The organism is Streptomyces sp. NPDC002276 (genome assembly GCF_053891435.1).
In genome coordinates, this window is sequence record NZ_JBSFCQ010000002.1 from 539,884 (window position 1) to 560,080 (window position 20,197).

Genomic DNA, 20,197 nt, shown 5'->3' on the forward strand with positions numbered 1-20,197 from the left:
GGCAACCCTGCGGGTGGGGGAGAGGGGGAGACCGATTCAATGACTGAACAGCCCGAGCAGCAGAAGCCGCCTCGAAAAATCCAGAAGCGCACGATTGACGGCAGACAGCGCATCATCAATTCTGCGGCACGGAAATTCGTGGAGGAGGGCTACAGAGGGGCCAGCCTCAGCGACCTCATTCTTGATGCGGATTCCAATAAGAGGTTCTTTTACAATCAGTTCCCCGAAGGGAAAAGAGGCGTAGCCAGAGAAATCATGGCGAACACTCTGACCATGAACGGTCTGGTGCCGCAGCGATTGAAAGTCCAGGAAATCTACGATATCGGCATGATTTTAGCGTACAGAGTGGCCCGCGAGGACGCCCTGCTCGCCGCCGTGAAGCTGTCGTTCGAGTTCGGCTCCTACGAGGAGTACGGGACTCCGTGGGGCGACTGGGTCGCATTCAATACCGGCCAGCTTGAGGACGCCCAGCGACGGCAGGAGATCCGGCCGCATGTCGTTCCGGCGGACCAGGCCCGTCAGGTGTCCGGATTCTGGTCCGGTCTTGTGCTCACCGCGATCGTCGTCGACGGAGGTCTTCACGAGGTCGAGACGCACATATCGCGCGGGTATCAGAACCTGATGGCCGCGATCGCGGTACCCGAAGTCCTCCCCTTCGTCGACTTTTCGGTGGACCGGGGCGAGAAGCTCTATGTGAACTTCCTTGAAAGCCAGGCGCAGAAGGAGTCCGCCGAGGAGTGAGACGACGCCTGGATCGAGTGTGCCGTCATTCCCACTCCCCGGACGGAACGGTCTCGTGGCCTCAGAACCCCCGCCGCACTCCGCCGTCCACCGACAGCATCACCCCGGTGACGTACGAAGCCGCCGGTGACAGCATGAACGCGCCCGCGCGGCCGAACTCCTCCGGGGCTCCGTAGCGGCGGAGCGGGATCGCCGACTCGTTGGCGGCGCGCTTCGCGGCGGGGTCGGGGGCGAGGCCGTCGAGGTCGCGCATACGGTCCGTGCCGATGCGGCCGGGGAGCAGGCCGAAGACGCGGATTCCGCGGGGGCCCAGTTCGTCCGCGAGGGACTTGGCGAAGCCGGCGAGTCCGGGGCGCAGACCGTTGGAGATGGTCATGCCGGGGGTCGGTTCGTGTGCCGTGACGGAGAGGACGAGGCCGATCGCGCCGCCTTCCCGCAGTTCCGCGGCGGCTGCCCGCGCCAGGCGTACCGCGCCGAGGAACACCGACTCGAACGCCTCCTGCCACTGTTCGTCGGTGTTGTCCGCGACCCTGCCCGCGGGCGGTCCGCCGACGCTGACGAGGATGCCGTCGAACGCGCCGAACAACTCCCTTGCGGTGGCGATCAGTTGCCGCGGTGCCCGCGGGTCGGCGTTGTCGACGCCGACCCCGGCCGCGTTCGGGCCCAGTTCGGCCGCCGCCTCGACCGCGCGCTTCTCGTCGCGGCCGGTGATCACCACCTTGGCGCCGTCGGCGACCAGTTCACGGGCGACGGCGTGGCCGAGGCCGCGCGTCCCGCCGGTGACGACGTACACCCTGTCCTTCAGTCCGAGATCCATGAGTGCGGTCCTTTCCGTGTGACTAGCGGCCGAGGGTCGTGGCGACGACCGTGTCGACCTGTGCCGCCAGCTTGATGTCGTCCTGTTCCGTCCAGGCCCACGCGACATGCCCGTCGGGGCGGATCAGCGCGGCGCGTACGTCCTCCCAGGCGTCCCGGGTCTGCTCGGGCGCCCCGCCGTGCACGGTGATCCGCTGCTCGGCGCGGTCGGCGAGCGCGCCGTCGGCCGTGAGGTCGAGCAGGACGTACGAGTCCGCCCGCAGCGCGCCGAACAGGGTGCTGTCCGTGCCGGGGAGGGCGAGGTCGGGGGCGCGGGTGCCGGTCACCGGGTGGGCCGCGGGGTCGGCGCTCGGGTAGGCGACGTCGAGCGCGGTGAGCCGGCCGGCCAGTACGTCGCTGAACTCCCTTGATTCCGGGACCATTCGGCTCAGCAGGTCGCGCAGGGCGAGGCCCTCGGGCGTGAACGCGTGGAACAGGTAGGTCTGCGCGCGGCTGTGCTCCATCAACTGCTCGCCGACCGGATACCGGTCGGTGTGGTAGCTGTCCAACAGCCCCTCCGAGGCCCAGCCGTCGATGGTCGCGGCCAGCTTCCAGCCGAGGTTGAAGGAGTCCTGGAAGCCGACGTTCATGCCGACGCCGCCGGTGGGGTAGTGCTGGTGGGCGGCGTCGCCCGCGAGTACGACGCGGCCACGCCGGTAGTGGGAGGCGAGGCGGGTGGCGTTGCCGTAGCGGGAGAGCCAGGACGGGTCGTGCATGCCGAAGTCCTCGCCCGCGATGTCGACGACCTTCTGGCGCAGTTCCTCCAGTGTGAAGTCGCCGGGCCACTCGGTGGTCGCGCTGTCGGGGCTGGTGCCGGCGATGCGCCACCGGTTGTCGGGCAGCGGCACGATCATCAGGCCGCCGCGCTCGGTGAAGCGGTTGAAGCCGGGCGCCGGCGGGTTGTCGAAGAGCACGTCGCCGAGCCAGCCGAGGTAACGGGACTCCGTACCCGGGAACTCGATCCCGGCCGCCTGGCGCACGGTGCTCCGGGTCCCGTCGCAGCCCGCGAGGTACTCGGTCCGGATCTCGTACGGCCCCTGCGGCCCCTCCACTTGGACGGTCACCGAGTCCGGGTGCTCGGTGAGGCCCGTGACGCGGTGGCCGCGCCGGATGCTCGCGCCGAGCCCGAGGGCGTACTCCTCGAAGAGGGCCTCGGTGCGGGCCTGGGGGATGAAGAGCGTGTAGGGGAAGGGGGTGTCGAGGACGGAGAAGTCGAGCCGGTCGGCGAGGTTGGCGAAGTGGCCGGTGGAGATCTTCAGGCTCTCGTCGAGGAAGCGCTGATGGATCCCGCGTGAGGCAAGTACCTCGATGCCGCGCGGGTGCACGGTGAGCGCCTTGGAGCGCTGGTCGATGTCGGCGCGCGTTTCCAGGACGGTGACGGAGATGTTGTTCAGCCGCAGTTCGGCGGCGAGCCAGAGCCCGACGGGTCCGCCTCCGGCGATGACGACCTGCTGTGTTTCCACGGGACCACCCACTTCTTGGTCGCTGACCAATGCTTGTGGATGCAGTAAACTAGGTCGGTGACCAATAGGCAACAGAGCGACCGGCTGGATCCGGCCACGGTGATTCGCGCGGGACTCGACCTCCTGGACGAGAAGGGCCTCGACGCGGTGTCCACGCGCGCGGTCGCCGACCGGCTCGGCGTGCGGATCAACACCGTCCAGTGGCATGTGAAGACCAAGGCCCGGATGCTGGACCTGATGGCGGACGCCGTACTCGGCGAGATCCCGCTGACCGACCTGCCGGCCGAACCCGCCGAACGGGCCCGCGAGTTGGCCCGCCGCTTCCGCCGCGGCCTGCTGTCCCACCGTGACGGCGCGGCCCTGGTGGTCGGCACCTACCCCGCCGAACCGGGCACCCTCGCCTTCGCGGAGGCGCTGGTCGAGGCGCTGCTCGCGTGCGGCCTCGGTGACCGTGAGGCGGCCTGGACCTCGTGGGCGGTCATCTACTTCGCCCTGGGCCTCACCCAGGAGGAACAGGCCGTCGACCACCGTCCGCTGGGCGACATCCTGGCCCGCGCGATCTCCGACGCGACCCACCCCGCACTGCACCGCGTGGCCGGACACCTCGCGCCGGGGTCCTTCGACGAGCGGTTCGAGTTCGGGGTGGCGGCGATCCTCGCGGGGCGGTGAGGGGCGCAGGTCGGCGAACGGGCTTCGAAACATTCGCTCGAAACATTCGAGGACGGGCTCGTTCGGCTGTGTGAGCTGCTGATTGACAGTGATCCCACCTGCCCATACGTCAGCGAATATTTCGCACCTGCGACCGAAACTATTGACAGTTGACAGGGACGTACCAACACTGACGCGGCATGGAGAACACACCCGCACGCACGACAAACCGCTTACGGCTGTCGATCAGCGGTGCCTGCACCCTGCTGCTGGCCCTCCTCGCGGCGATGACCCTGCCCGGCACCGCCCGTGCCGCCACCGTGATCACCACGAACCAGACCGGCACCAACAACGGCTACTACTACTCGTTCTGGACCGACTCCCAGAGCACGGTCTCCATGACCCTCAACTCCGGGGGCAACTACAGCACCACGTGGAAGAACACCGGCAACTTCGTGGCGGGCAAGGGCTGGAGCACCGGCGCCCGCCGGACCGTGACGTACTCGGGCAGCTTCAACCCGTCCGGCAACGGCTACCTGTCGCTCTACGGCTGGACGTCGAACCCGCTCGTCGAGTACTACATCGTCGACAACTGGGGCACCTACCGGCCCACGGGCACGTACAAGGGCACCGTCACCAGTGACGGCGGCACCTACGACATCTACAGGACCACGCGGTACAACGCCCCCTCGGTCGAGGGCACGAAGACCTTCGACCAGTACTGGAGCGTCCGGCAGACTAAGCGCACCGGCGGCACCATCACCACCGGCAACCACTTCGACGCCTGGGCCCGCGCCGGAATGCCGCTGGGCAACTTCAGCTACTACATGATCCTCGCGACCGAGGGCTACCAGAGCAGCGGCAACTCCAACATCACGGTGGGCTGAACCAGTTCGGGAGGACACCTCGCATGAAGTCCGCACCGCACATCTCGTTACGATCCCGGGTGACCACGCCGGTCACCACGCTCGCCGTCGCCGCCCTGGTCGCCGCGGGCACCCTCGCCGTCGGCGTCAACACCCCGGCGCAGGCCGCCACTTGCGGCGGTTACGTCGGGCTCACCTTCGACGACGGTCCGTCCGGCAACACCCCCGCCCTCCTCAACGCGCTGAAGCAGAACGGCCTTCGGGCCACGACGTTCAACGAGGGCCAGTACGCGGCCGCTTACCCCGCACAGGTCAGGGCCGAGGTCGCCGCCGGCATGTGGGTCGGCAACCACAGCTACACCCACCCGCACCTCACCCAGCAGACCCAGGCGACCATCGACTCGGAGATCTACCGCACCCAGCAGGCCATCGCGGCCGCGGGCGGCGGCACGCCCAGGCTCTTCCGCCCGCCGTACGGCGAGACCAACGCGACGGTGAAGGCCGTAGCGGCCAAGTACGGTCTGACGCAGATCATTTGGGACGTCGACTCGCAGGACTGGAACGGCGCGAGCACCGACGCGATCGTCGCCGCGGCCGGACGCCTCACCGCCGGCCAGATCATCCTCATGCACGACTGGCCGCCCAACACGGTCGCGGCGATCCCGCGTATCGCGCAGGGGTTGGCCGCCCGAGGCCTGTGCGCCGGAATGATCTCCCCGGCGACCGGCCGCGCCGTCGCCCCCTGACCACGGCGCCAGTCGACCCCGCCCTCCCTAGGGGGCGGGCGGAGCGAGGGCCGTGGTGATCTCGGGGGTGACCGGGTGTCCGGCGAGGACGTGGCGGACGGCGTCGAGGGGGACGGCACGCTCGTAGTAGTCCTCGAAGTGGGCCCGGACGGTGTCGGGGGAGCGGTCGGTGAGGAGGTGGAAGAGGGAGTCGGACCCGTCCGGGTGCTCGTTGCCGACGGGGAACTCGATGGCCGGACCGGCGCGCCAGGCGGTGTCGCCGGTCTCGCGCCACAGGCAGACGGTGATCGGGTGGACGCCCGAACTCTCGTCGTGGAAGGCGGGGTCGTCCAGGAGCGGGCGCAGTGCGGCGGGCACGTCGTCGATGACGCCGGGCCAGACCTCCTCGTCGTCCGTCCCGTACGGGCTCATCTCCGACTCGTGGGCGAAGCCGAACACGAGCACACCGGCCGGGGTGAACAGGACGGCGAACTCGTCCCCCGAGCCGGTGACCATCCGGGCCGCCTCCGCCTCGGGGCCCCAGTCCGCGTGGAAGGTGTACTGGAGGAACTCCTCGTCGTCGCCGATCGTGCTGTCCAGGTCGGCCAACGCGCGCAGGTGGACGCGGAGTTCGGCGGGGTCGGGGAGGAGGGCGGCGGTGTCGTGCACGGTGTTCATGACGTCATGGAAGCAGCCGCCACCGACAATCCGGTGCCTCGGCTACGAGTTGATCCCGGGCAGTGCGATGCCCGCGTCCGCCAGGAGCCGTCGCTCCCCGGCCGTGAACGTCGGCCCGTCGAGCCGCGGTCGCAGCGGTCCGAGCAGCGCGGCCGTGACGACGCCGGGCCGCAGCAGCACCGTGCCCGGGGACTTGAGCGTCAGGACCTCCGTCATCGCCGTCGCCACGTGGTACGAGCCCGTCGCGGTGTGGGAGAGGCGGCTGACGTAGCGCTGGAGCAGCCGGTCGGCCGGGCCCGCGGTCCTGCCCTGGGTGGTCGCGTAGTGGATGTCCTGGCCCACCGCGAGACTCCAGGCGAGTTCGACGGGACCGGCGATGGCCCGCTGGGCCGCGCGGGACAGACCGTGGCCGAGGCCCAGGGAGGACAGCTGGGTGCGCAGGGCCACGGCGCCCAGGGCCGCCACCGACATGCCGTGGCCGTAGACCGGGTTGAACGCGGCCACCGAGTCGCCGAGGGCGATCAGGCCCTCGGGCCAGGACTTGAGGCGTTCGTAGTAGTAGCGGCGGTTGACCGTGCTGTGGGTCATGACGACGTCGGTGAGCGGTTCCGCGTGGGCCAGGAGGTCGGCGACGAGCGGGTGGCGCAGTGTGCGGGCGTAGGTCTCGAACTCGGCCGCGTCGCGCGTGGGTTGGCCGCCCGGGGTGCCCATCAGGCTGACGTGCCAGCGGCCGTCCTCGATCGGGACGATGCCGCCCGCGCGGCCGGGTCCGCCGCTCCGCGGGTCGGCCTGGACGTTGATCAGGGGCCAGTTGCGGGTGGGGACGGGGGCGCGGTAGATCCGGCTGGCGTAGGCCATGCCGGAGTCGATGCGGGCCTCGGCCGGGGCGGGGACGCCCAGTTCGGCCAGCCAGTGCGGAGTGCGCGCCGCCTTTCCGGAGGCGTCGACGACCAGGTCCGCGGTCAGTTCGCGCTCGGTGCCGTCGGCCGCGCTCAGCCGTACCCCGGTGACCCGGCGCGAACTCCCCAGCAGGGCCGTGACCTTGGTGTGCGGACGGACCCGGATGCGCGGGTCCTTCAGCACGTGCCGGCGTACGACGGAGTCGGTGAGGTCCCGGCTCGCGGCGATCAGGTAGTGGCTGTCCCGCTTCCAGCGGCGGTACCAGCCTTCGGGGGAGAACAGCACCATGTTGGTCGTCATGGGTACGCGGTTGGCGCCCGCGGCGAGCAGTTCGGCGATCGAGCCGGGCAGCAGTTCGTCGATCGCGTCCGCTCCGCCGGACAACAGGACATGGAAATGCGCCGCTTGGGGCACGCCCGGGCGTGACTCGGGGCCCTCCGGCAGCTCGTGCGCCTCGATGATCTCGACGCTGTCCACGTGGTCGCGGACGGCGGCCGCGGCGAGCATCCCGGCGAGACTGCCGCCGACGACCACGGCACGGGTGGACGTCCGGGACATCTGGGGCGGCCGCTGCGGCGATTCACTCATGAAGGGACGATAACAAGCCCAATTCGCCCGCCACAGAGGGCAGTTGGCCCACCGGTCCGGCTCCCGCGTCATGCGCCGTCGAGCAGCGAGGCGAGTCCTCGGTCGAGGGACGGCTCCAGGGCCTCCCGGCCCGGTTCGGTCACCCGGTAGGTGCGGCGCAGGAAGTGGTGCAGGGCGACCGAGTCGAAGCGGATCATCGCGATGCCCTCCGGCGAGTGGAACTCGACCGCCGTGTGGGCGGGGCCGTACGGCCTGATGTGCACGTTGCCCATCCCGGCGGGGGTGTCGAGACCCTCCTCAAGGAGTGCCCGCGCGAAGGTCCAGGTCACCTTCTTGCCGTCGAGCGATATCCAGGCGGGGAACAGGAGTTGGACGGCGAAGGGATCGCCGGAGGAGTAGCGGAGCGTGACCGTCACGGCCAACTCCTGGTCGTCGTCGGCGAGCAGGCGGGCGCCGGTGGGCTGTTCCAGGGTGACGGGGCTCATGGGCGGTCTCCGATTCGGGCGGGGGCGGCGGCCGTTGTGCCGACGCACCCTCCTTGATCTCGCGGAGGGGTCTTTGATTACGCCGTCGCACAAGGCAATTCATGTGACCTGTGTCACCTTGGGGGGCGGCTGCAACTTTAATTGAAAGTTTTGCCATCTAGGGTACAAGCCCATTCCCCCGCCCCACTGGCAACTGGAGCGTTGCTGCCATGAACGACGGCCCCACCGCCGCATACGCCCGGATCTACGAGGAGCAGCAGCCGCGCCTCGTCGCCTACGCCCGCTCGCTCACCCGCAACACCTGGGTCGCCGAAGACCTCGTCGCCGAGGCGCACTTCAGGGTGTGGCGCAGGCTGTCCGCCGGGCACGAGATCGACAACGTACCGGCGTACCTCATGACCACGGTGAAGCACCTCGCGAGCGCGGCGGGCAGCGCCGTACGCGAGACGCCGCTCGATCCGGAGGTCGGCGAGCGGGTCGGCGCTCAACGGGCGCACGACCAGGTCCATGGGGGCGATCCGGCCGAGCAGGTGTCCTCAACAGACTTGCTGGTGCGGGTACTTGAGCAGTTGCCGGAGCGCTGGGTGAAGGCGCTGTGGCTGGCCGAGGCGGAGGGGCTGCCGCTGGCGGCGATCGGACCCCAACTCGGCACCAAGCAGGGGGCCACGGCCGTACTGCTGCACCGCGCGCGGGAGGGCATGCGGCAGGCGTTCCTGCGGGCGCAGACCGGGGCTCCGGACGATCCCGCGTGCCAGGTGCACTGGGCCCGGATGCCCGCGTATGTGCGCGGCGGCGCCACCGAGCGGCAGTCCGAACGGCTCCTCGGCCATGTCGACGGGTGCGACGACTGCCGGGCCCGGCTCGCGGCCCTGATGCGCGCCAACGACCGGCTGCCCGCGCTCGTGGCACCGGCCCTGCTGGTGTTCGTGCTCGGCGGCGCGGGCAAGTTCCTGCTGGCCTTCGGTGCGGGGTCCGCGGGCGCGGTCACCGCGGCGAGCGGGCACGGCGGACTGCTGCACGGCGTACGGCACGCGGCGGTCGGCGCCTCCAAGACCCAGGTGGGGGCGGCGGTCGGCGCGGCCGTCGCGGGCGCCGTCGCGGTGATCGTCGTGCTCGGCGGCGGTGACTCCGCCGAGGTCCCGGTGGCGAAGGGCCCGGTGGCCGAAGTCCCGGTCACCCAGGCGCCGATGGCATCGCAGCCGGGGGCGGGAAAGCCCAAGAAGACGCCGGGCGGCGGCAGTTCGACCGCACCGGCACCGGACGGGTCCGCAACCGCCGTACCCCCGGCCGTACTTGGCGACCGCGGACCCGTGACGGTAGCGATACCGGTGGGCGACAGCAGTCCAACACCGGCTCCTACGCCCCCGGTTGCGACGCCGGCTCCCACGCCCGAGCCCACGCCGCCGGTGACTCCGGAGCCGTCGCCGACTCCGACGTCACCGGCTCCCTCGGATCCTGAGCCGACGCCCAGCTACCCGGCTCCGAGCGATCCCGTGAAGGAGCCCCCGGAGAGCCCGGAGCCCACCACCCCGTCCGAACCGTCACCGGAACCCTCCGCGGTGGCCCCGACTCCCGCCGAACCCACACCTGTTGAGACCCCGGGCGGCGGTGGCGGCCGTCCCTGTGGCCGGATGGCCGAGGTGGATCAGCCGATCGCGTAGGCGCGGTAGACCGTCTCCGTCGACGTGCCGCCGGCGGAGTCGGTCACCTGCGAGCGCAGGGCGACCGCGCCGGAGGCCGGGTTGTGCACGGCGGCCTTCCAGGAGGACCCGGAGCGGGTGAGGGACACGGCCTTCCAGGTCGTACCGCCGTCCGAAGACGCCCAGACCTTCAGGGACTTGACGGTCGACTTGGTGAACTTGACGTCGGGGAACTGGGATCCGCGGCCCGCGCTCACGGTGACCGACGTAATGCCGCTCGCCTTCGCCCGGTTGCGGCTGTCGAGGCCGGCCGGCAGGAAGCGGGTCATGAAGACGGGGGCGACCACCGACTTGGCCGGGTCCGCCTTGAACCGCCAGTCGAGCGTGACGCGCGACGACAGCATGCCGGACGGGAAGGTGATGCCCGGGCGGTAGCGGTGGGCGTCCACGGTCAGCCGGTACGAACCGGCCGAGTGGATCCGGGCCGTGAAACCGCTGTCGGAGGAAGCCCAGTTGGTCAGGGTCTGCTTCTTGACGGTGGTGCTCCCCTTGTACAGGACCACCGTCTCCTTCGTCGGATCGGCTCCGCTCGGGCCCACGTCGGGGTCGCCGATCAGCGCCCCCGGGAGGAAGTTCACCGACTTCTGCCAGACGGTCGGCAGGTAGTGCAGGGGGCTCCACACGGCACGCCCGAACGACTGGGTGAAGCTCTGCCCCGCCTTCAGCGTCCGCACCGCCGGGAAACCGCCCCCGACGTCGTCCCCGTTGCTCGCGTAGATGTCGTCGCGCGGCTGCCAACTCCCGGGCGTCACATGGGCGGTGGCGCTGTACGGCGCGTTGTCGTCGTCGACGTCGGCGTACATGTCGGTCGTGCAGTTGTCGACCTTGGGCGCGGCCTGGAGCGCGACGTTGTGCTCGTTCGCCATCTGCGTCCCGGCGCGCACCGAGAAACGCACCGTCGCCAGCTGGGACCGCTTGAACGACCCGCCGGGCGCGGCCGGGACACCGGTCGTGTTCTTCACCGCGATGTAGCTGTCGCCGCCGGACCACTGCGCCATGAACCCGAACTGGAGCAGCTTGGAGGAGTTGGGGATGGCGTAGACGGACCCCGCGGAGTTCCCGCCGCCCACGGCGACGGCGGAGGGCATGGTGGCGTCGGCGGCGCACACCCGCGTGCTGATCACGGCGGGCTCGGTCACATCGGCCGGGGCGTCCAGCGACACCTTCACGGCCTTGCCCTTACGGGCGTCCAGGGTCACGGACTTGGCCCCCGACACCGTCACGACCTGCGCGCCGATGGTGTCCGTGCCCCGGCCGTCCGCGGTGCTCTCGGAGATGTCGGCCATCACGAGGTACTTGCCCGCGGGCAGGCTGAGCTTCTTGCCGGACTTCACGCTGTACGTCTCGTCGGACGGCACGGCGACGACGGTCACCGTCGTCGCCACCTTCGCGCCGTGCCGCCCCAGCGTGGTGACGGTCAGCGAACCCGACGCCGCCTGCGCGGAAGCGGCGGGAACGACCAGCGGCGCCAGCAGGGCCACCCCGACGAAAGTGAACGGTATGCGTCTCGTACGTCCGACACGACCGGCGCCCATGACTACCCCCAAGATCCAGACTCCCCAAAGGGGATTCATAGTAGCCACGCGCCTCACCCCCCGTTCCCGACCCCCCGGCAGGCCTCCGCGTACGCCCTCACCAGCGGCTGTCCGCCGTTCTCGCGCCGCCACGCGAGGGCGTACCGGCTCGGCGAAACGCCGTGCACCGGGCGGGTGGTGACCCCGCCGAGGGTGATCAGATGCGCGTTGCCCGCGGCCACCAGGCAGATGCCCAGACCGGCGACCAGCGCCTCGTACGTCTCCTCCGTGCTCGCGATCTCCGCCCCGATGCGCGGGGGTTGGCCACCGCGTTCGGCGAGGGCGAGCCAGTGGTCGCGCAGCGGGCCCGCGTCGGGCGGCAGGGCGAGGAACGGCTCGTCGAGAAGATCCGCGAAGTCGGCCTCGGTGCGGGCGGCCAGCGGATGGGAGTCCGGGAACGCGACCAGACGGGGCTCCTCGGCGACCACCGTCCAGTCGTAGCGCTCCGCGTCGGGCAGCGGCAGCCAGACGAACGCCACGTCCGTGACGCCGTCCGCGAGGCCCGCCGTCGGATCGTCCCAACCGACCTGGCGCAGCCGCACGTTGGCCTCCGGACGCGCGGCCGTGAACCGGGAGCGGATCGCGGGCAGCAGACCGCCCCGGCCGGGGCTGGTGCTCATCCCGACCACCAGGGTGCTGCGTTCGGCCGCGCTGACCTCCGCCAGCGCGGCCGCGCCCTCCGCCCAGAGAACCAACACCCGCTCCGCGTACGGCAGTAGGGCCGCCCCGGCGGCGGTGAGCGTCACGCCCTGCCGGTCGCGGCGGAACAGTTCGGCGCCCAACTGCCGCTCCAGCGCCCGGATCTGCTTGCTCAGCGCGGGCTGCGACACGTACAGCTTCTCGGCCGCGCGCGTGAAGTGCAGCTCCTCGGCGACCGCGACGAAGTAGCGCAGGTCCCGTACGTGGACGTCCATCGTCATAACCAACGGTTATCAGAGTGGGTCTTGGACGGGCAACCGGGACCGGGAGCAGGCTGGTCCGCAGAGGGAAACGCGGATGAAAACGCGGCTGGAAACATGAATGGAAACACGGATCTCTAGGGGAGACGTCATGAACAAGGTGTGGCTCGTGACCGGCGCCAGCAGCGGGTTCGGGCGGGCGATCGTCGAGGCCGCGCTCGCCGCCGGTGACGTGGTGGTCGGCGCGGCCCGGCGGCCCGAGGCGCTGGACGACCTGGTGGCCGCCCACCCCGACCAGTTGGAGGCGCTGCGCCTGGACGTCACCGACACGGGGGCGGCGGAGGCGGCCGTACGGGACGTGGTGGCGCGGCACGGGCGGATCGACGTCCTGGTCAACAACGCGGGCCGGACCCACGTCGGGGCCTTCGAGGAGACCACCGAGCAGGAGCTGCGCGACCTGTTCGACCTGCACGTTTTCGGTCCTGCCGCGCTCACGCGCGCGGTGCTGCCGTCCATGCGGGAGCGGCGCTCGGGGGCGATCGTGCAGATGAGCAGCATGGGCGGGCAGATGTCCTTCGCGGGCTTCTCGGCGTACAGCGGGACGAAGTTCGCGCTGGAGGGACTGTCCGAGGCGCTCGTGGACGAGGTCGCCGAGTTCGGCATCAAGGTGCTGATCGTCGAACCGGGCGCCTTCCGGACCGCCCTCTTCGACGCCGGCCGGGCCGGGGTCAGCGCCGACAGCGGTGTGTACGCCAAGGTGACCGAGACCCGCGGCTTCGTCTCCGGCGGCGACGGCGCCCAGGCCGGCGACCCCGTGAAGGCCGCGGCCCTCGTCCTCGCCGCCCTCGACGCCGAGGACACCCCGCTGCACCTGCCCCTCGGCGACGACGCCGTCGACGCCGTGCTCGGCCACCTCGACCAGGTCCGCGCCGACATCGCGGCCTGGGAGAAGCGGACCCGGGCGACCGGCTTCGACGCCTGACGGCGAGCCCCCCCGGACGCCAACTGACTTTCCCCGTCAGGTCAGTTGGCCGTCACGAGCGCACGTCGAGTTCGGCGAGCGCGGCGTCCTTGCCGCCGCGCACGGTGACACGGACGTACCGGGCGGGCGTCCCGTTCGGGGCGTGCCACGTACGGCCGTCCGCCGAGACCTCGACCGTGTACGACCCCGGGCGCTTCGTCCACGTGGGCCGGACCGTCCCGACCCGCACCGGGCGGCCCAGGTCGACGGTGAGGGAGGCGCGGTCGGCGCCCGGGGCCCAGGCGGTCGCGGGGCTGCCGTCCACGGCGGCCTCCGGATAGCGGCCGGACTCCGAGGAGGTCGCCGTCGCGGGGCGGCAGCGGGCCAGGTCGGCGGTGGGTGCGAGGTCGGGGCGCCGGGTCTTCAGGGTGACCGTGCCGGAGAGGGTGCGGCGGCCCTCGGGGGTGTCCAGCACGAAGGGCGCCCCGGAGCGCAGCCGTACGGTCGTCGTCCTCGCGCCGATCGCGATGTCGTACGTACGACCGCGCCAGCGCAGGCCCGACAGGCGTACCCCGTCCGAGAGTTGGGGCGGCAGGCTCGGGTCCAGGTGGAGGGAGTCGGGGCGCAGCCGGAGGCCGGTCAGGCCGTGGGTGAAGACCTGGAGGTAGCCGCCCTTGCCGGTGAGGAAGTCCTGCGCGGGGGAACCGGCGAGCGGGTCGGAGGCGCCCGCCTTGTCGCCGCGCGACTCCGAGAAGAGGGCGAACGGGCCGCGGGCGGACGGCTGGTAGGCCCGCCGGAGGTAGGTGTACGCGGCACAGCCCGGCTCGCCGACGGCCGCCGCGTCGATCGCGTGGACGGCGTCCGTCATGGCGGGTCCGTCCGGGTCGGTGCGCTGGGCGTAGTAGTCGAGGGTGGCGGCCCCGGCACCGGCCGGCATCGGCCACTCCAGCGGGTAGATCAGCAGCACGGTGTCGGCCTGCTTGATCTGTGAGCCGTTGTAGCCGTTGTAGCCGTCGTACTGGAGGAAGATCTTGCGCTTCGGGTCGTAGGGGATGCGCAGGTGGTTCGCGACGGTGAGCCAGTCGGCGGGGGCGGATCGGCCCAGGGCGCGGGCCGCCTCGGTGGCGGCGCGGAGGGCGGTGGCGGCGACGGCGTTGGTGTAGACGGCGTCGTTCACACCGTTGCTGTACTCGTCCGGGCCCGCGACCTCCTTGATGGAGTAGGAGCCGTCGGCGTTCTTCGTGACCCGTGAAGTCCAGTACTGGGCAAGGCCGTTGAGGAGCGGCCAGCCCTCGGTGCGGAGCCAGGCGCGGTCGCCGGTGGCGAGGTAGTACTGGCGGGCGGCGAGGGCGATGTCGCCCTGGAGGTGGTTCTGGGTGAGGCAGTGCGGGGGCTGCCAGCTCTGGCACTCGTTCCACAGCAGACCGTGGCTCGCGCTGGTCCACGGGAAGAACAGGCCCTTCACCGCGGTCTTCGCCGCGTTCTCGGCGGCGGCCGAGCGGGTGCGGAAGCGGTAGTCGAGGACCGGGCGGGCGAGGTCGGGGTGGGTGGCCAGCAGGGACGGGAACATCCAGGTCTCGGCGTCCCAGAAGATCATGCCCGCGTAGTTGTCGCTGGTCAGACCGGCGGGCGCGACGCTGTTCCGGGCGCCGGGGCGCAGCGCGGACAGCAGCCCGTACTGGGCGGAACGGGCCCAGAGTTGCAGATCCGGATGGCCGGGCACCTCGATGTCGGACGACCACAGCGCCCGCCACGCGGCACTGTGCGCGGCGAGCAGCGCGTCCCACCCGCGCCGCGCGGCCCGCCCGGCGGCGTCCTGGGCGGCGGCCCGGGGATCGCGCGAGGTGAGGGAGGTGTCGACGCCGACGAACTTGGTCGCGGTGTAGGTACGACCGGAGCGCACGGGCAGGACGGCCGTCTGACTGGCGCTCAACTCCCCTTCGCGGAGGGCGTCGTCACGCCGTCCGGGCGCGTCCAGCACGGAGGCCAGCGCGCCGTCGACCCCGGTCCCGTCCGTCCGGAACGCGACGCCGATGGTGTGCGCGCCCGTCGGCCCGCCGGTCGTCCGCGTGACCCGGCGGGCGCCGTGGCCGTCGAGGCGGTCGGTGAGGGTGAGTTCGCCGTCCCAGTGCGGAGTCACGCGCAGGTGCACCGCGCCGGTGTGCTCGCTGTCACGGGAGGTGAGGACGTCGTAGACCAGGTCGGTACGGCGGCCGTCCTTCGTCGTCCAGGTGAGGGACGTACGGACGTAGCCGCAGCGGAGGCTCAGGGTCTGGCTGTACCGCGTGATCCGGCTGCCGCTGCCGTACGTCTCGGCGCCCGCCGTCACATCGAGGCCGGTCCAGGTCGGGAGCGCGGCGAGGGCCTCGCGGCCCGCGGTGTTCGCGGGGCCCCGGGCATAGAGCCCGGAGACGAACGCGCCGTCGTAGCGCGGGGTGTAGAGCGGCCAGCCGGTCTTCTCACCGGACGCCGCGTAGCCCGCACCGGCGGGCGGGACCCGGGTACCGAGATAGCCGTTGCCGACGTACGGGTGGTAGGTGTCGCCCGGGTCGACCCGGGCGGCCGAGGGCGCCCAGCCGGACGCCCCGCAGTCGTCGCGGGGGAGGGACGCGGCCGAGGCCGGGGTCAGGGGAAGCAACAGAGCGGCAGCGAGGAGCGGGAGCAGCCGACGGGGTGGCTTGGTCACCGTTCGACGATGGGGTGCGGGGAGGGACGGGGGCGGGAAGCGCGCGGGGAATTACCACGTACGGAGCGCACCGGGCCCCGGGCCCGCCGTGGCCCTGGTACGGCTTCGGCACTCAGCTGCGTGCCCCGGAGTCGTCGCGGGGCGGGGCGCGACCGATGACGGGATCAGGGGGAGCCGCGGACGGGGTGGCTTGGCGACCGTTCGACGATGGATGCCTGGTGGGACAGCGGCGGGAAGCGCGCGGGTGATTACCACGTACGGAGCGCACACGCCCGGAGCGCACCCGGCCCGACCCCGTCCGGCCCCGACCCCGCCTTACCCCGAGTCCGCCCCTACCCCCCTAGTACGGCAGCGGCTCGGTCACCCAGCCCGCTGTCAGGACGAGCCGGGACTCGCGGTCCACGGCCAGGAAGCCGAAGGGGCGGTCGAAGCGGGCCGTGACGATCGTGGTCGTGCAGCGGAGGTCGGGCCGGGCGCCGCCGGGGGCGGGTGCGACCGCGGTCACCGCTCCCGCGCGGAAGCCGAGCGCGCCGAACCGCGCCACCGCCGACTGTTCGGCCTTGCCGACGGCCAGCGGGTCGGGGCTGATGCCGGGGAAGTGTCTGTCGCCGGTGTCCACGGCCGTGGTGAGTCCGAACAGGCCTGGCTGGTCGAGGAGATCGTGCCGCGCGCCCATGTCGTACGCCACCGTCGTCACGGACAGTTCCGGCGGCTGCGGTGTGGCGCACCGCCGTTGCTCGACGCGCAGGCCCGGTCCCACGTCGCCGTACGGGAGTTGGCCGCTGGGCACCACCGGGATCCGCTGCGCCAGGATTCCCACGCCCGTGCCCAGCACCTGGCCGGGGGTCAACCGCTGTTCGCCGAGCAGGAGATGGACGTCGATGCCGTTGTCACCGGGGACCTTCAGCTCGGTGACGTAGCCGTGCGGGCCGTTCGCCACGCCGGCCCGGTCGAGGCGGACGCCGGTGCGGCGCAGGCCCACCAGCCGCCTCCCCTGCCAGGGCCCGGCTTCCGGACTGAGCATCAACTCCTCGAAGGGGCGCGGCCATTCGGTGTCCAGCGCGAGCGCGCTCGCCAGCACCATCACCACGTCCGCGTCCAGGGCGACCGGCATCCGCTCGATCAGCCCGTCCGTCCGCTCGGCCGCCCACGCGTCCAACGCCCGCTGCCCGGCCGGGAGATCATCGGTGAGCACGCCGTGCGTAGTCTCGGGCAGCCCGGCCCGCCACTCCTCGCGCAGCGCCAAGTCGTGCCTCGTCCACAGGCCGAGCGCGGAGCGCAGACCGGGCATCGACCCCATCGCGGCCAGCAACTCCCGTGCTGCGCTGGCCGCTTGGTCGGCGGGCAGACCCACCGCGTCCGCGAGTTCCGCCCGCGCGGCGCCCGACGCCCCGTCGGCGAGGAGGGCCAGCAGCGGCCACACCCCGGCCGCCGAGAACACCGTGCCGCCGGTCGCCGTGTCCGCCCAGCGTGCCGTCAGCCGGTTCACCGCGTCGACGGTCCCCCCGACCGCCGTCCCCCCGACCGCCGTGCCCTGAACCGCCGTCCCCTGGACCGCTCCCAATTCCGCCCCCGTCAGTGCCGTAGCGCAAGATCGCGCACGTGAAGGCTATCGTCGCCGCCCGGCACCGGATGATCAGCCCTGGTCCTCGGGGAACGGCTCCGGTTCCGTCACCCAGCCCGCCGCCAGTACCAGCCGTGAGTGGCGGTGCAGGGCGAGGAAGGCGAAGGGGCGGTCGAAGCGGGCGGTGACGGTGGTGGTCACGTAGCGGAGGTCGGGCAGGCCGACGGCGACGACGTCGAGGGCCGTCACCGCCGCCGCGCGGAAGCCGAGCGCGCCGAACCGCGCCGTCGTGGCCTGCTCGGCCGCGCCGATGGCCAGCGGGAAGGGGCTGATGCCGGGGAAGTGGCCGTGCGTGGAGTCCCGTGCCGTGGTCAGCCCGAACAGGCGGTGGAGGCGCAGCAGATCGTGCCGTGCGCTCATGTCGTACGCCGCCGTCGTCACGTCGAGCGTCGGCGGCCGCGGGCTCGTGCAGCGGGTCCGCTCCACCCGTAGGCCCGGTCCGGGGTCGCCGTAGGGGAGCCGGTCCCCGGGTACTACGGGATGACGGCGGTCCAGAATCCCCACGCCCGCGCCCAGCACCTGCGCGGGCGTCATCCGCTCCTCCCCGAGGAGGAGGTGGACGTCGATCGCCGTCCTGCCCAGCACCTTCAGTTCGGTGACATGGCCGTCCGGTGTGTCCGCCACGCCGATCCGGTCCAGGAGGGCGGACTCGCGCCACAGGCCGAGCGGGACCCGGTCGCGCCAGTACGCGCTCTCCATCGGCACCTCTTCGAACGGCCGCAGCCACTCGGTGCGCAGGGCCAGCGCGCTCGCCAGCACCAGTTCGGTGGTGTCCGTCAGCGGCAGCGGCATCCGCTCGATCAGCCCGCCGGTCCGCTTCGCCGCCCACGCGTCCAGGGCGGCGCGGTCGGCCGCGAGGTCCCCGGTGAGCACCCCGTGCGCCTCGGCGGGCAGCCCCGCCGCCCATGCCTCGCGCAGCTCCACGGTCCGCTTCGTCCACAGCCCGAGCGCCGCGTCGACACCGCGCATCGCGGTCAGCCCGGCCAGCAACTCCCGTGCGGCGGCGGCCGATTGGCCCGCGGGTAGCCCCACCGCGTCCGCCAGCTCCGCCCGTGCCGCGCCCTCGGCACCGTCCGCGAGGAGGGCCAGCAGCGGCCACACCCCGGCCGCCGAGAACACCGTGCCCCCACAGGCGGCCCCGGCCCACCGCGCGGTGAGCGCGTTCACCGCCCGGACCGTCGTCTTCGAAACCCGCATTCCGCCCCCGGTCACCACGTGCTTAACATGCGCGAGTCGTACGTCAGTTCCGCGTCTGAAGATCTCCGGCTCGGCGGGCGCAGTCAGCCCGCCCGCCGAAGATCCCCCGCCTGAACCAGGAGCACGGTACCCGTGTCCATACCCCCGCCGCCGGAACCCCAAGGGCCGCCCGGCCAGGACCCCGAAGGCCCCCAGGACCGGCCCCCGGGTCCGGCTCCTTTCCCGCAGGCGCCCGCCACCCCGTACAACCCGTACGCCCCGCCGCCCGAGGACGCCCCCGGGACGCCACAGCCCCAACCCCCTTACGGGGCACAGCCCCAGCCTCCTTACGGGGCGCAGCCGCAGAGCCCGTACGCGCCGCCGGGGACCCCGTACACCCCGTACCCCCAAGGTCCCCCGTCCCCCTACGCCCCCTACGGGCCCCAGCCCTACCAGACCTGGTCCCAGGGCTACAGCCCGTACAACAACCCGGCGCCCCTCAACGGCATGTCCATCGCCGCCCTCGTGCTCGGCATCCTCTGCTGCATCCCGGGCGTCGGTCTGGTCCTCGGGCTGATCGGGCTGAACCAGACGAAGAAGCGGGGCGAGCGCGGCCGGGGCATGGCGGTGGCCGGCATCGTGCTCTCGTCGCTCGGGCTGGTGCTGTGGGCGCTCGGGGTGGCCGGCGCGGGGACCGGCTTCTTCGACGACGTCGAGGTCAGCGGGGGCGACAGCGCGAGCGCCTCCCCCGGGAAGGGCCAGTGCTTCGACGCGCCCAGCGGTTCGCTGGAGGGCATGGCGTACGACTTCGACGTGGTGTCCTGCGCGGGCGAGCACGACGGCGAGGTGTTCGCCGTGGTGCGGATGAGCGGCGACTCGTACCCGGGCGACAAGAAGGTCACGGCCACCGCGGACGACAGGTGCTACGCGCTCCAGGACTCCTACGCGATGGACGGCTGGGCCGTACCCGACGACGTCGACATCTACTACGTCACCCCGACCTCGGAGAGCTGGAGCCTCGGCGACCGCGAGATCACCTGCGCGTTCGGAAACAAGGACGAGGAGGCGAGTCTGCCCGGCGGTTCGCTGCGCAACGACGCCACGACCCTCGACGCGGACCAGGTCGCGTATCTGAAGGCGGCCCACGTCCTCAACGCGGCGCTCGACTCGGCGCCCGACACGCGGTACGTCGAGGACGACCTGCCGGGGCACAGGGCGTGGGCGGGCCGGGTCTCGACCGCGCTGACGAAGCAGGCCGACCTGCTGGAAGGCCGTCAGTGGCCGAGCGCCGCCGCGAAACCGGTCGCGGACCTGGTCAAGGACCTGCGGGCGGCGCAGAAGCAGTGGGCGAAGGCGGCCGGGGCCTCCGACGCCGACGAGTTCTACGGGTACTACGACAAGGGCGCCGAGCTCATCGACCCCCATATGTCGGTCACCGCCCGCAAGGCTCTGGGGCTCGCCACGACCCCGCCCGCGTACGACGAGAGCGACGGCGGCGGGGACGGCGGCGGGGGCAGCGGGGGAGGCGATACCGGTCTGGAGGTGTGACGGCCTCTATAGCGGGGAGAAACTGCCTGGGTAAAGCCCACGCCGGGCACAAGTCATCACATCGAGTGATTCTCTGGCCT

General features: G+C 71.9%; 17 protein-coding genes. 7 read left to right on the plus strand and 10 right to left on the minus strand.

Features of this window, described 5'->3' with window-relative positions; genetic code table 11:
- The first annotated feature begins 39 nt into the window (after positions 1-39).
- Positions 40-741 (plus strand): TetR/AcrR family transcriptional regulator, encoded by a 702-nt coding sequence (locus ACWIHT_RS07610; RefSeq protein WP_456165437.1) that lies wholly within the window; start codon positions 40-42, stop codon positions 739-741.
- 61 nt (positions 742-802) lie between these two features.
- Here ACWIHT_RS07610 and ACWIHT_RS07615 read toward each other — a convergent pair whose 3' ends face one another.
- Both ACWIHT_RS07615 and ACWIHT_RS07620 read right to left on the minus strand, forming a co-directional pair.
- Entirely contained in the window at positions 803-1,558 is a 756-nt protein-coding gene (locus tag ACWIHT_RS07615; protein ID WP_456165439.1) for an SDR family oxidoreductase, read from the minus strand.
- A gap of 22 nt (positions 1,559-1,580) precedes the next feature.
- Positions 1,581-3,059, minus strand: coding sequence for an FAD-dependent monooxygenase (locus ACWIHT_RS07620; protein ID WP_456165441.1), 1,479 nt, complete (start codon positions 3,057-3,059; stop codon positions 1,581-1,583).
- 57 nt (positions 3,060-3,116) lie between these two features.
- Between ACWIHT_RS07620 and ACWIHT_RS07625 the strand changes: the two genes are divergently transcribed.
- From ACWIHT_RS07625 to ACWIHT_RS07635, 3 genes are all read left to right on the plus strand, one after another.
- Complete coding sequence (locus ACWIHT_RS07625) at positions 3,117-3,728, plus strand: TetR/AcrR family transcriptional regulator C-terminal domain-containing protein (protein ID WP_456165443.1); 612 nt, start codon at positions 3,117-3,119, stop codon at positions 3,726-3,728.
- A 179-nt stretch (positions 3,729-3,907) separates the two neighbouring features.
- The gene (locus ACWIHT_RS07630) at positions 3,908-4,594 is read left to right on the plus strand and encodes a glycoside hydrolase family 11 protein (RefSeq protein ID WP_456165445.1); all 687 of its coding nucleotides are present in this window, start codon (positions 3,908-3,910) and stop codon (positions 4,592-4,594) included.
- A 23-nt stretch (positions 4,595-4,617) separates the two neighbouring features.
- The gene (locus ACWIHT_RS07635; RefSeq protein WP_456165447.1) at positions 4,618-5,319 is read left to right on the plus strand and encodes a polysaccharide deacetylase family protein; all 702 of its coding nucleotides are present in this window, start codon (positions 4,618-4,620) and stop codon (positions 5,317-5,319) included.
- Positions 5,320-5,346: 27 nt separating this feature from the next.
- On the opposite strand, the gene ACWIHT_RS07640 is transcribed toward ACWIHT_RS07635, so the two are convergent.
- The 3 genes from ACWIHT_RS07640 to ACWIHT_RS07650 all read right to left on the minus strand — a co-directional run bounded on the left by ACWIHT_RS07640 (position 5,347) and on the right by ACWIHT_RS07650 (position 7,949).
- Positions 5,347-5,976 carry a hypothetical protein gene (locus ACWIHT_RS07640; RefSeq protein WP_456165449.1) on the minus strand — a complete coding sequence of 210 codons (630 nt, stop codon included), beginning with the start codon at positions 5,974-5,976 and terminating at the stop codon, positions 5,347-5,349.
- Positions 5,977-6,018: 42 nt separating this feature from the next.
- Positions 6,019-7,434, minus strand: a complete 1,416-nt coding sequence (locus ACWIHT_RS07645) for an NAD(P)/FAD-dependent oxidoreductase (protein WP_456166017.1) — start codon at positions 7,432-7,434, stop codon at positions 6,019-6,021.
- A gap of 98 nt (positions 7,435-7,532) precedes the next feature.
- Positions 7,533-7,949, minus strand: coding sequence for an SsgA family sporulation/cell division regulator (locus ACWIHT_RS07650; RefSeq protein WP_456165451.1), 417 nt, complete (start codon positions 7,947-7,949; stop codon positions 7,533-7,535).
- 209 nt (positions 7,950-8,158) lie between these two features.
- Between ACWIHT_RS07650 and ACWIHT_RS07655 the strand changes: the two genes are divergently transcribed.
- Positions 8,159-9,610 (plus strand): sigma-70 family RNA polymerase sigma factor, encoded by a 1,452-nt coding sequence (locus ACWIHT_RS07655; RefSeq protein ID WP_456165453.1) that lies wholly within the window; start codon positions 8,159-8,161, stop codon positions 9,608-9,610.
- Here ACWIHT_RS07655 and ACWIHT_RS07660 read toward each other — a convergent pair.
- Positions 9,595-11,130 (minus strand): hypothetical protein, encoded by a 1,536-nt coding sequence (locus ACWIHT_RS07660; protein ID WP_456165455.1) that lies wholly within the window; start codon positions 11,128-11,130, stop codon positions 9,595-9,597. The two genes, ACWIHT_RS07655 and ACWIHT_RS07660, sit on opposite strands and share 16 nt — an antisense overlap.
- Before the next feature lie 107 nt (positions 11,131-11,237).
- The gene (locus ACWIHT_RS07665; RefSeq protein ID WP_456165457.1) at positions 11,238-12,143 is read right to left on the minus strand and encodes a LysR family transcriptional regulator; all 906 of its coding nucleotides are present in this window, start codon (positions 12,141-12,143) and stop codon (positions 11,238-11,240) included.
- Between the two features lie 130 nt (positions 12,144-12,273).
- Here ACWIHT_RS07665 and ACWIHT_RS07670 point away from each other — a divergent pair, with 130 nt between their 5' ends.
- The gene (locus ACWIHT_RS07670; protein WP_456165459.1) at positions 12,274-13,104 is read left to right on the plus strand and encodes an oxidoreductase; all 831 of its coding nucleotides are present in this window, start codon (positions 12,274-12,276) and stop codon (positions 13,102-13,104) included.
- 52 nt (positions 13,105-13,156) lie between these two features.
- Here the strand turns inward: ACWIHT_RS07670 and ACWIHT_RS07675 are convergent, their stop codons facing one another.
- From ACWIHT_RS07675 to ACWIHT_RS07685, 3 genes are all read right to left on the minus strand, one after another.
- Positions 13,157-15,769, minus strand: a complete 2,613-nt coding sequence (locus ACWIHT_RS07675) for a discoidin domain-containing protein (RefSeq protein ID WP_456165461.1) — start codon at positions 15,767-15,769, stop codon at positions 13,157-13,159.
- A 340-nt stretch (positions 15,770-16,109) separates the two neighbouring features.
- The gene (locus ACWIHT_RS07680) at positions 16,110-17,258 is read right to left on the minus strand and encodes a serpin family protein (protein ID WP_456165463.1); all 1,149 of its coding nucleotides are present in this window, start codon (positions 17,256-17,258) and stop codon (positions 16,110-16,112) included.
- Between the two features lie 147 nt (positions 17,259-17,405).
- Positions 17,406-18,590 (minus strand): serpin family protein, encoded by a 1,185-nt coding sequence (locus tag ACWIHT_RS07685; RefSeq protein ID WP_456165465.1) that lies wholly within the window; start codon positions 18,588-18,590, stop codon positions 17,406-17,408.
- A 132-nt stretch (positions 18,591-18,722) separates the two neighbouring features.
- Between ACWIHT_RS07685 and ACWIHT_RS07690 the strand changes: the two genes are divergently transcribed.
- Positions 18,723-20,117: a DUF4190 domain-containing protein gene (locus tag ACWIHT_RS07690; protein ID WP_456165467.1), complete on the plus strand. Its 1,395-nt coding sequence runs from the start codon at positions 18,723-18,725 to the stop codon at positions 20,115-20,117.
- Positions 20,118-20,197 lie beyond the last annotated feature (80 nt).

What these genes read in the sequence shown, in the direction of transcription:
- ACWIHT_RS07630 (WP_456165445.1), top strand. Translation starts at nt 3,908, where the DNA reads ATGGAGAACACACCCGCACGCACGACAAACCGCTTACGGCTGTCGATC.
- ACWIHT_RS07635 (WP_456165447.1), top strand. Translation starts at nt 4,618, where the DNA reads ATGAAGTCCGCACCGCACATCTCGTTACGATCCCGGGTGACCACGCCG.
- ACWIHT_RS07670 (WP_456165459.1), top strand. Translation starts at nt 12,274, where the DNA reads ATGAACAAGGTGTGGCTCGTGACCGGCGCCAGCAGCGGGTTCGGGCGG.
- ACWIHT_RS07665 (WP_456165457.1), bottom strand. Translation starts at nt 12,143, where the DNA reads ATGACGATGGACGTCCACGTACGGGACCTGCGCTACTTCGTCGCGGTC.
- ACWIHT_RS07645 (WP_456166017.1), bottom strand. Translation starts at nt 7,434, where the DNA reads ATGTCCCGGACGTCCACCCGTGCCGTGGTCGTCGGCGGCAGTCTCGCC.
- ACWIHT_RS07655 (WP_456165453.1), top strand. Translation starts at nt 8,159, where the DNA reads ATGAACGACGGCCCCACCGCCGCATACGCCCGGATCTACGAGGAGCAG.
- ACWIHT_RS07610 (WP_456165437.1), top strand. Translation starts at nt 40, where the DNA reads ATGACTGAACAGCCCGAGCAGCAGAAGCCGCCTCGAAAAATCCAGAAG.
- ACWIHT_RS07615 (WP_456165439.1), bottom strand. Translation starts at nt 1,558, where the DNA reads ATGGATCTCGGACTGAAGGACAGGGTGTACGTCGTCACCGGCGGGACG.
- ACWIHT_RS07640 (WP_456165449.1), bottom strand. Translation starts at nt 5,976, where the DNA reads ATGAACACCGTGCACGACACCGCCGCCCTCCTCCCCGACCCCGCCGAA.
- ACWIHT_RS07650 (WP_456165451.1), bottom strand. Translation starts at nt 7,949, where the DNA reads ATGAGCCCCGTCACCCTGGAACAGCCCACCGGCGCCCGCCTGCTCGCC.
- ACWIHT_RS07685 (WP_456165465.1), bottom strand. Translation starts at nt 18,590, where the DNA reads ATGCGGGTTTCGAAGACGACGGTCCGGGCGGTGAACGCGCTCACCGCG.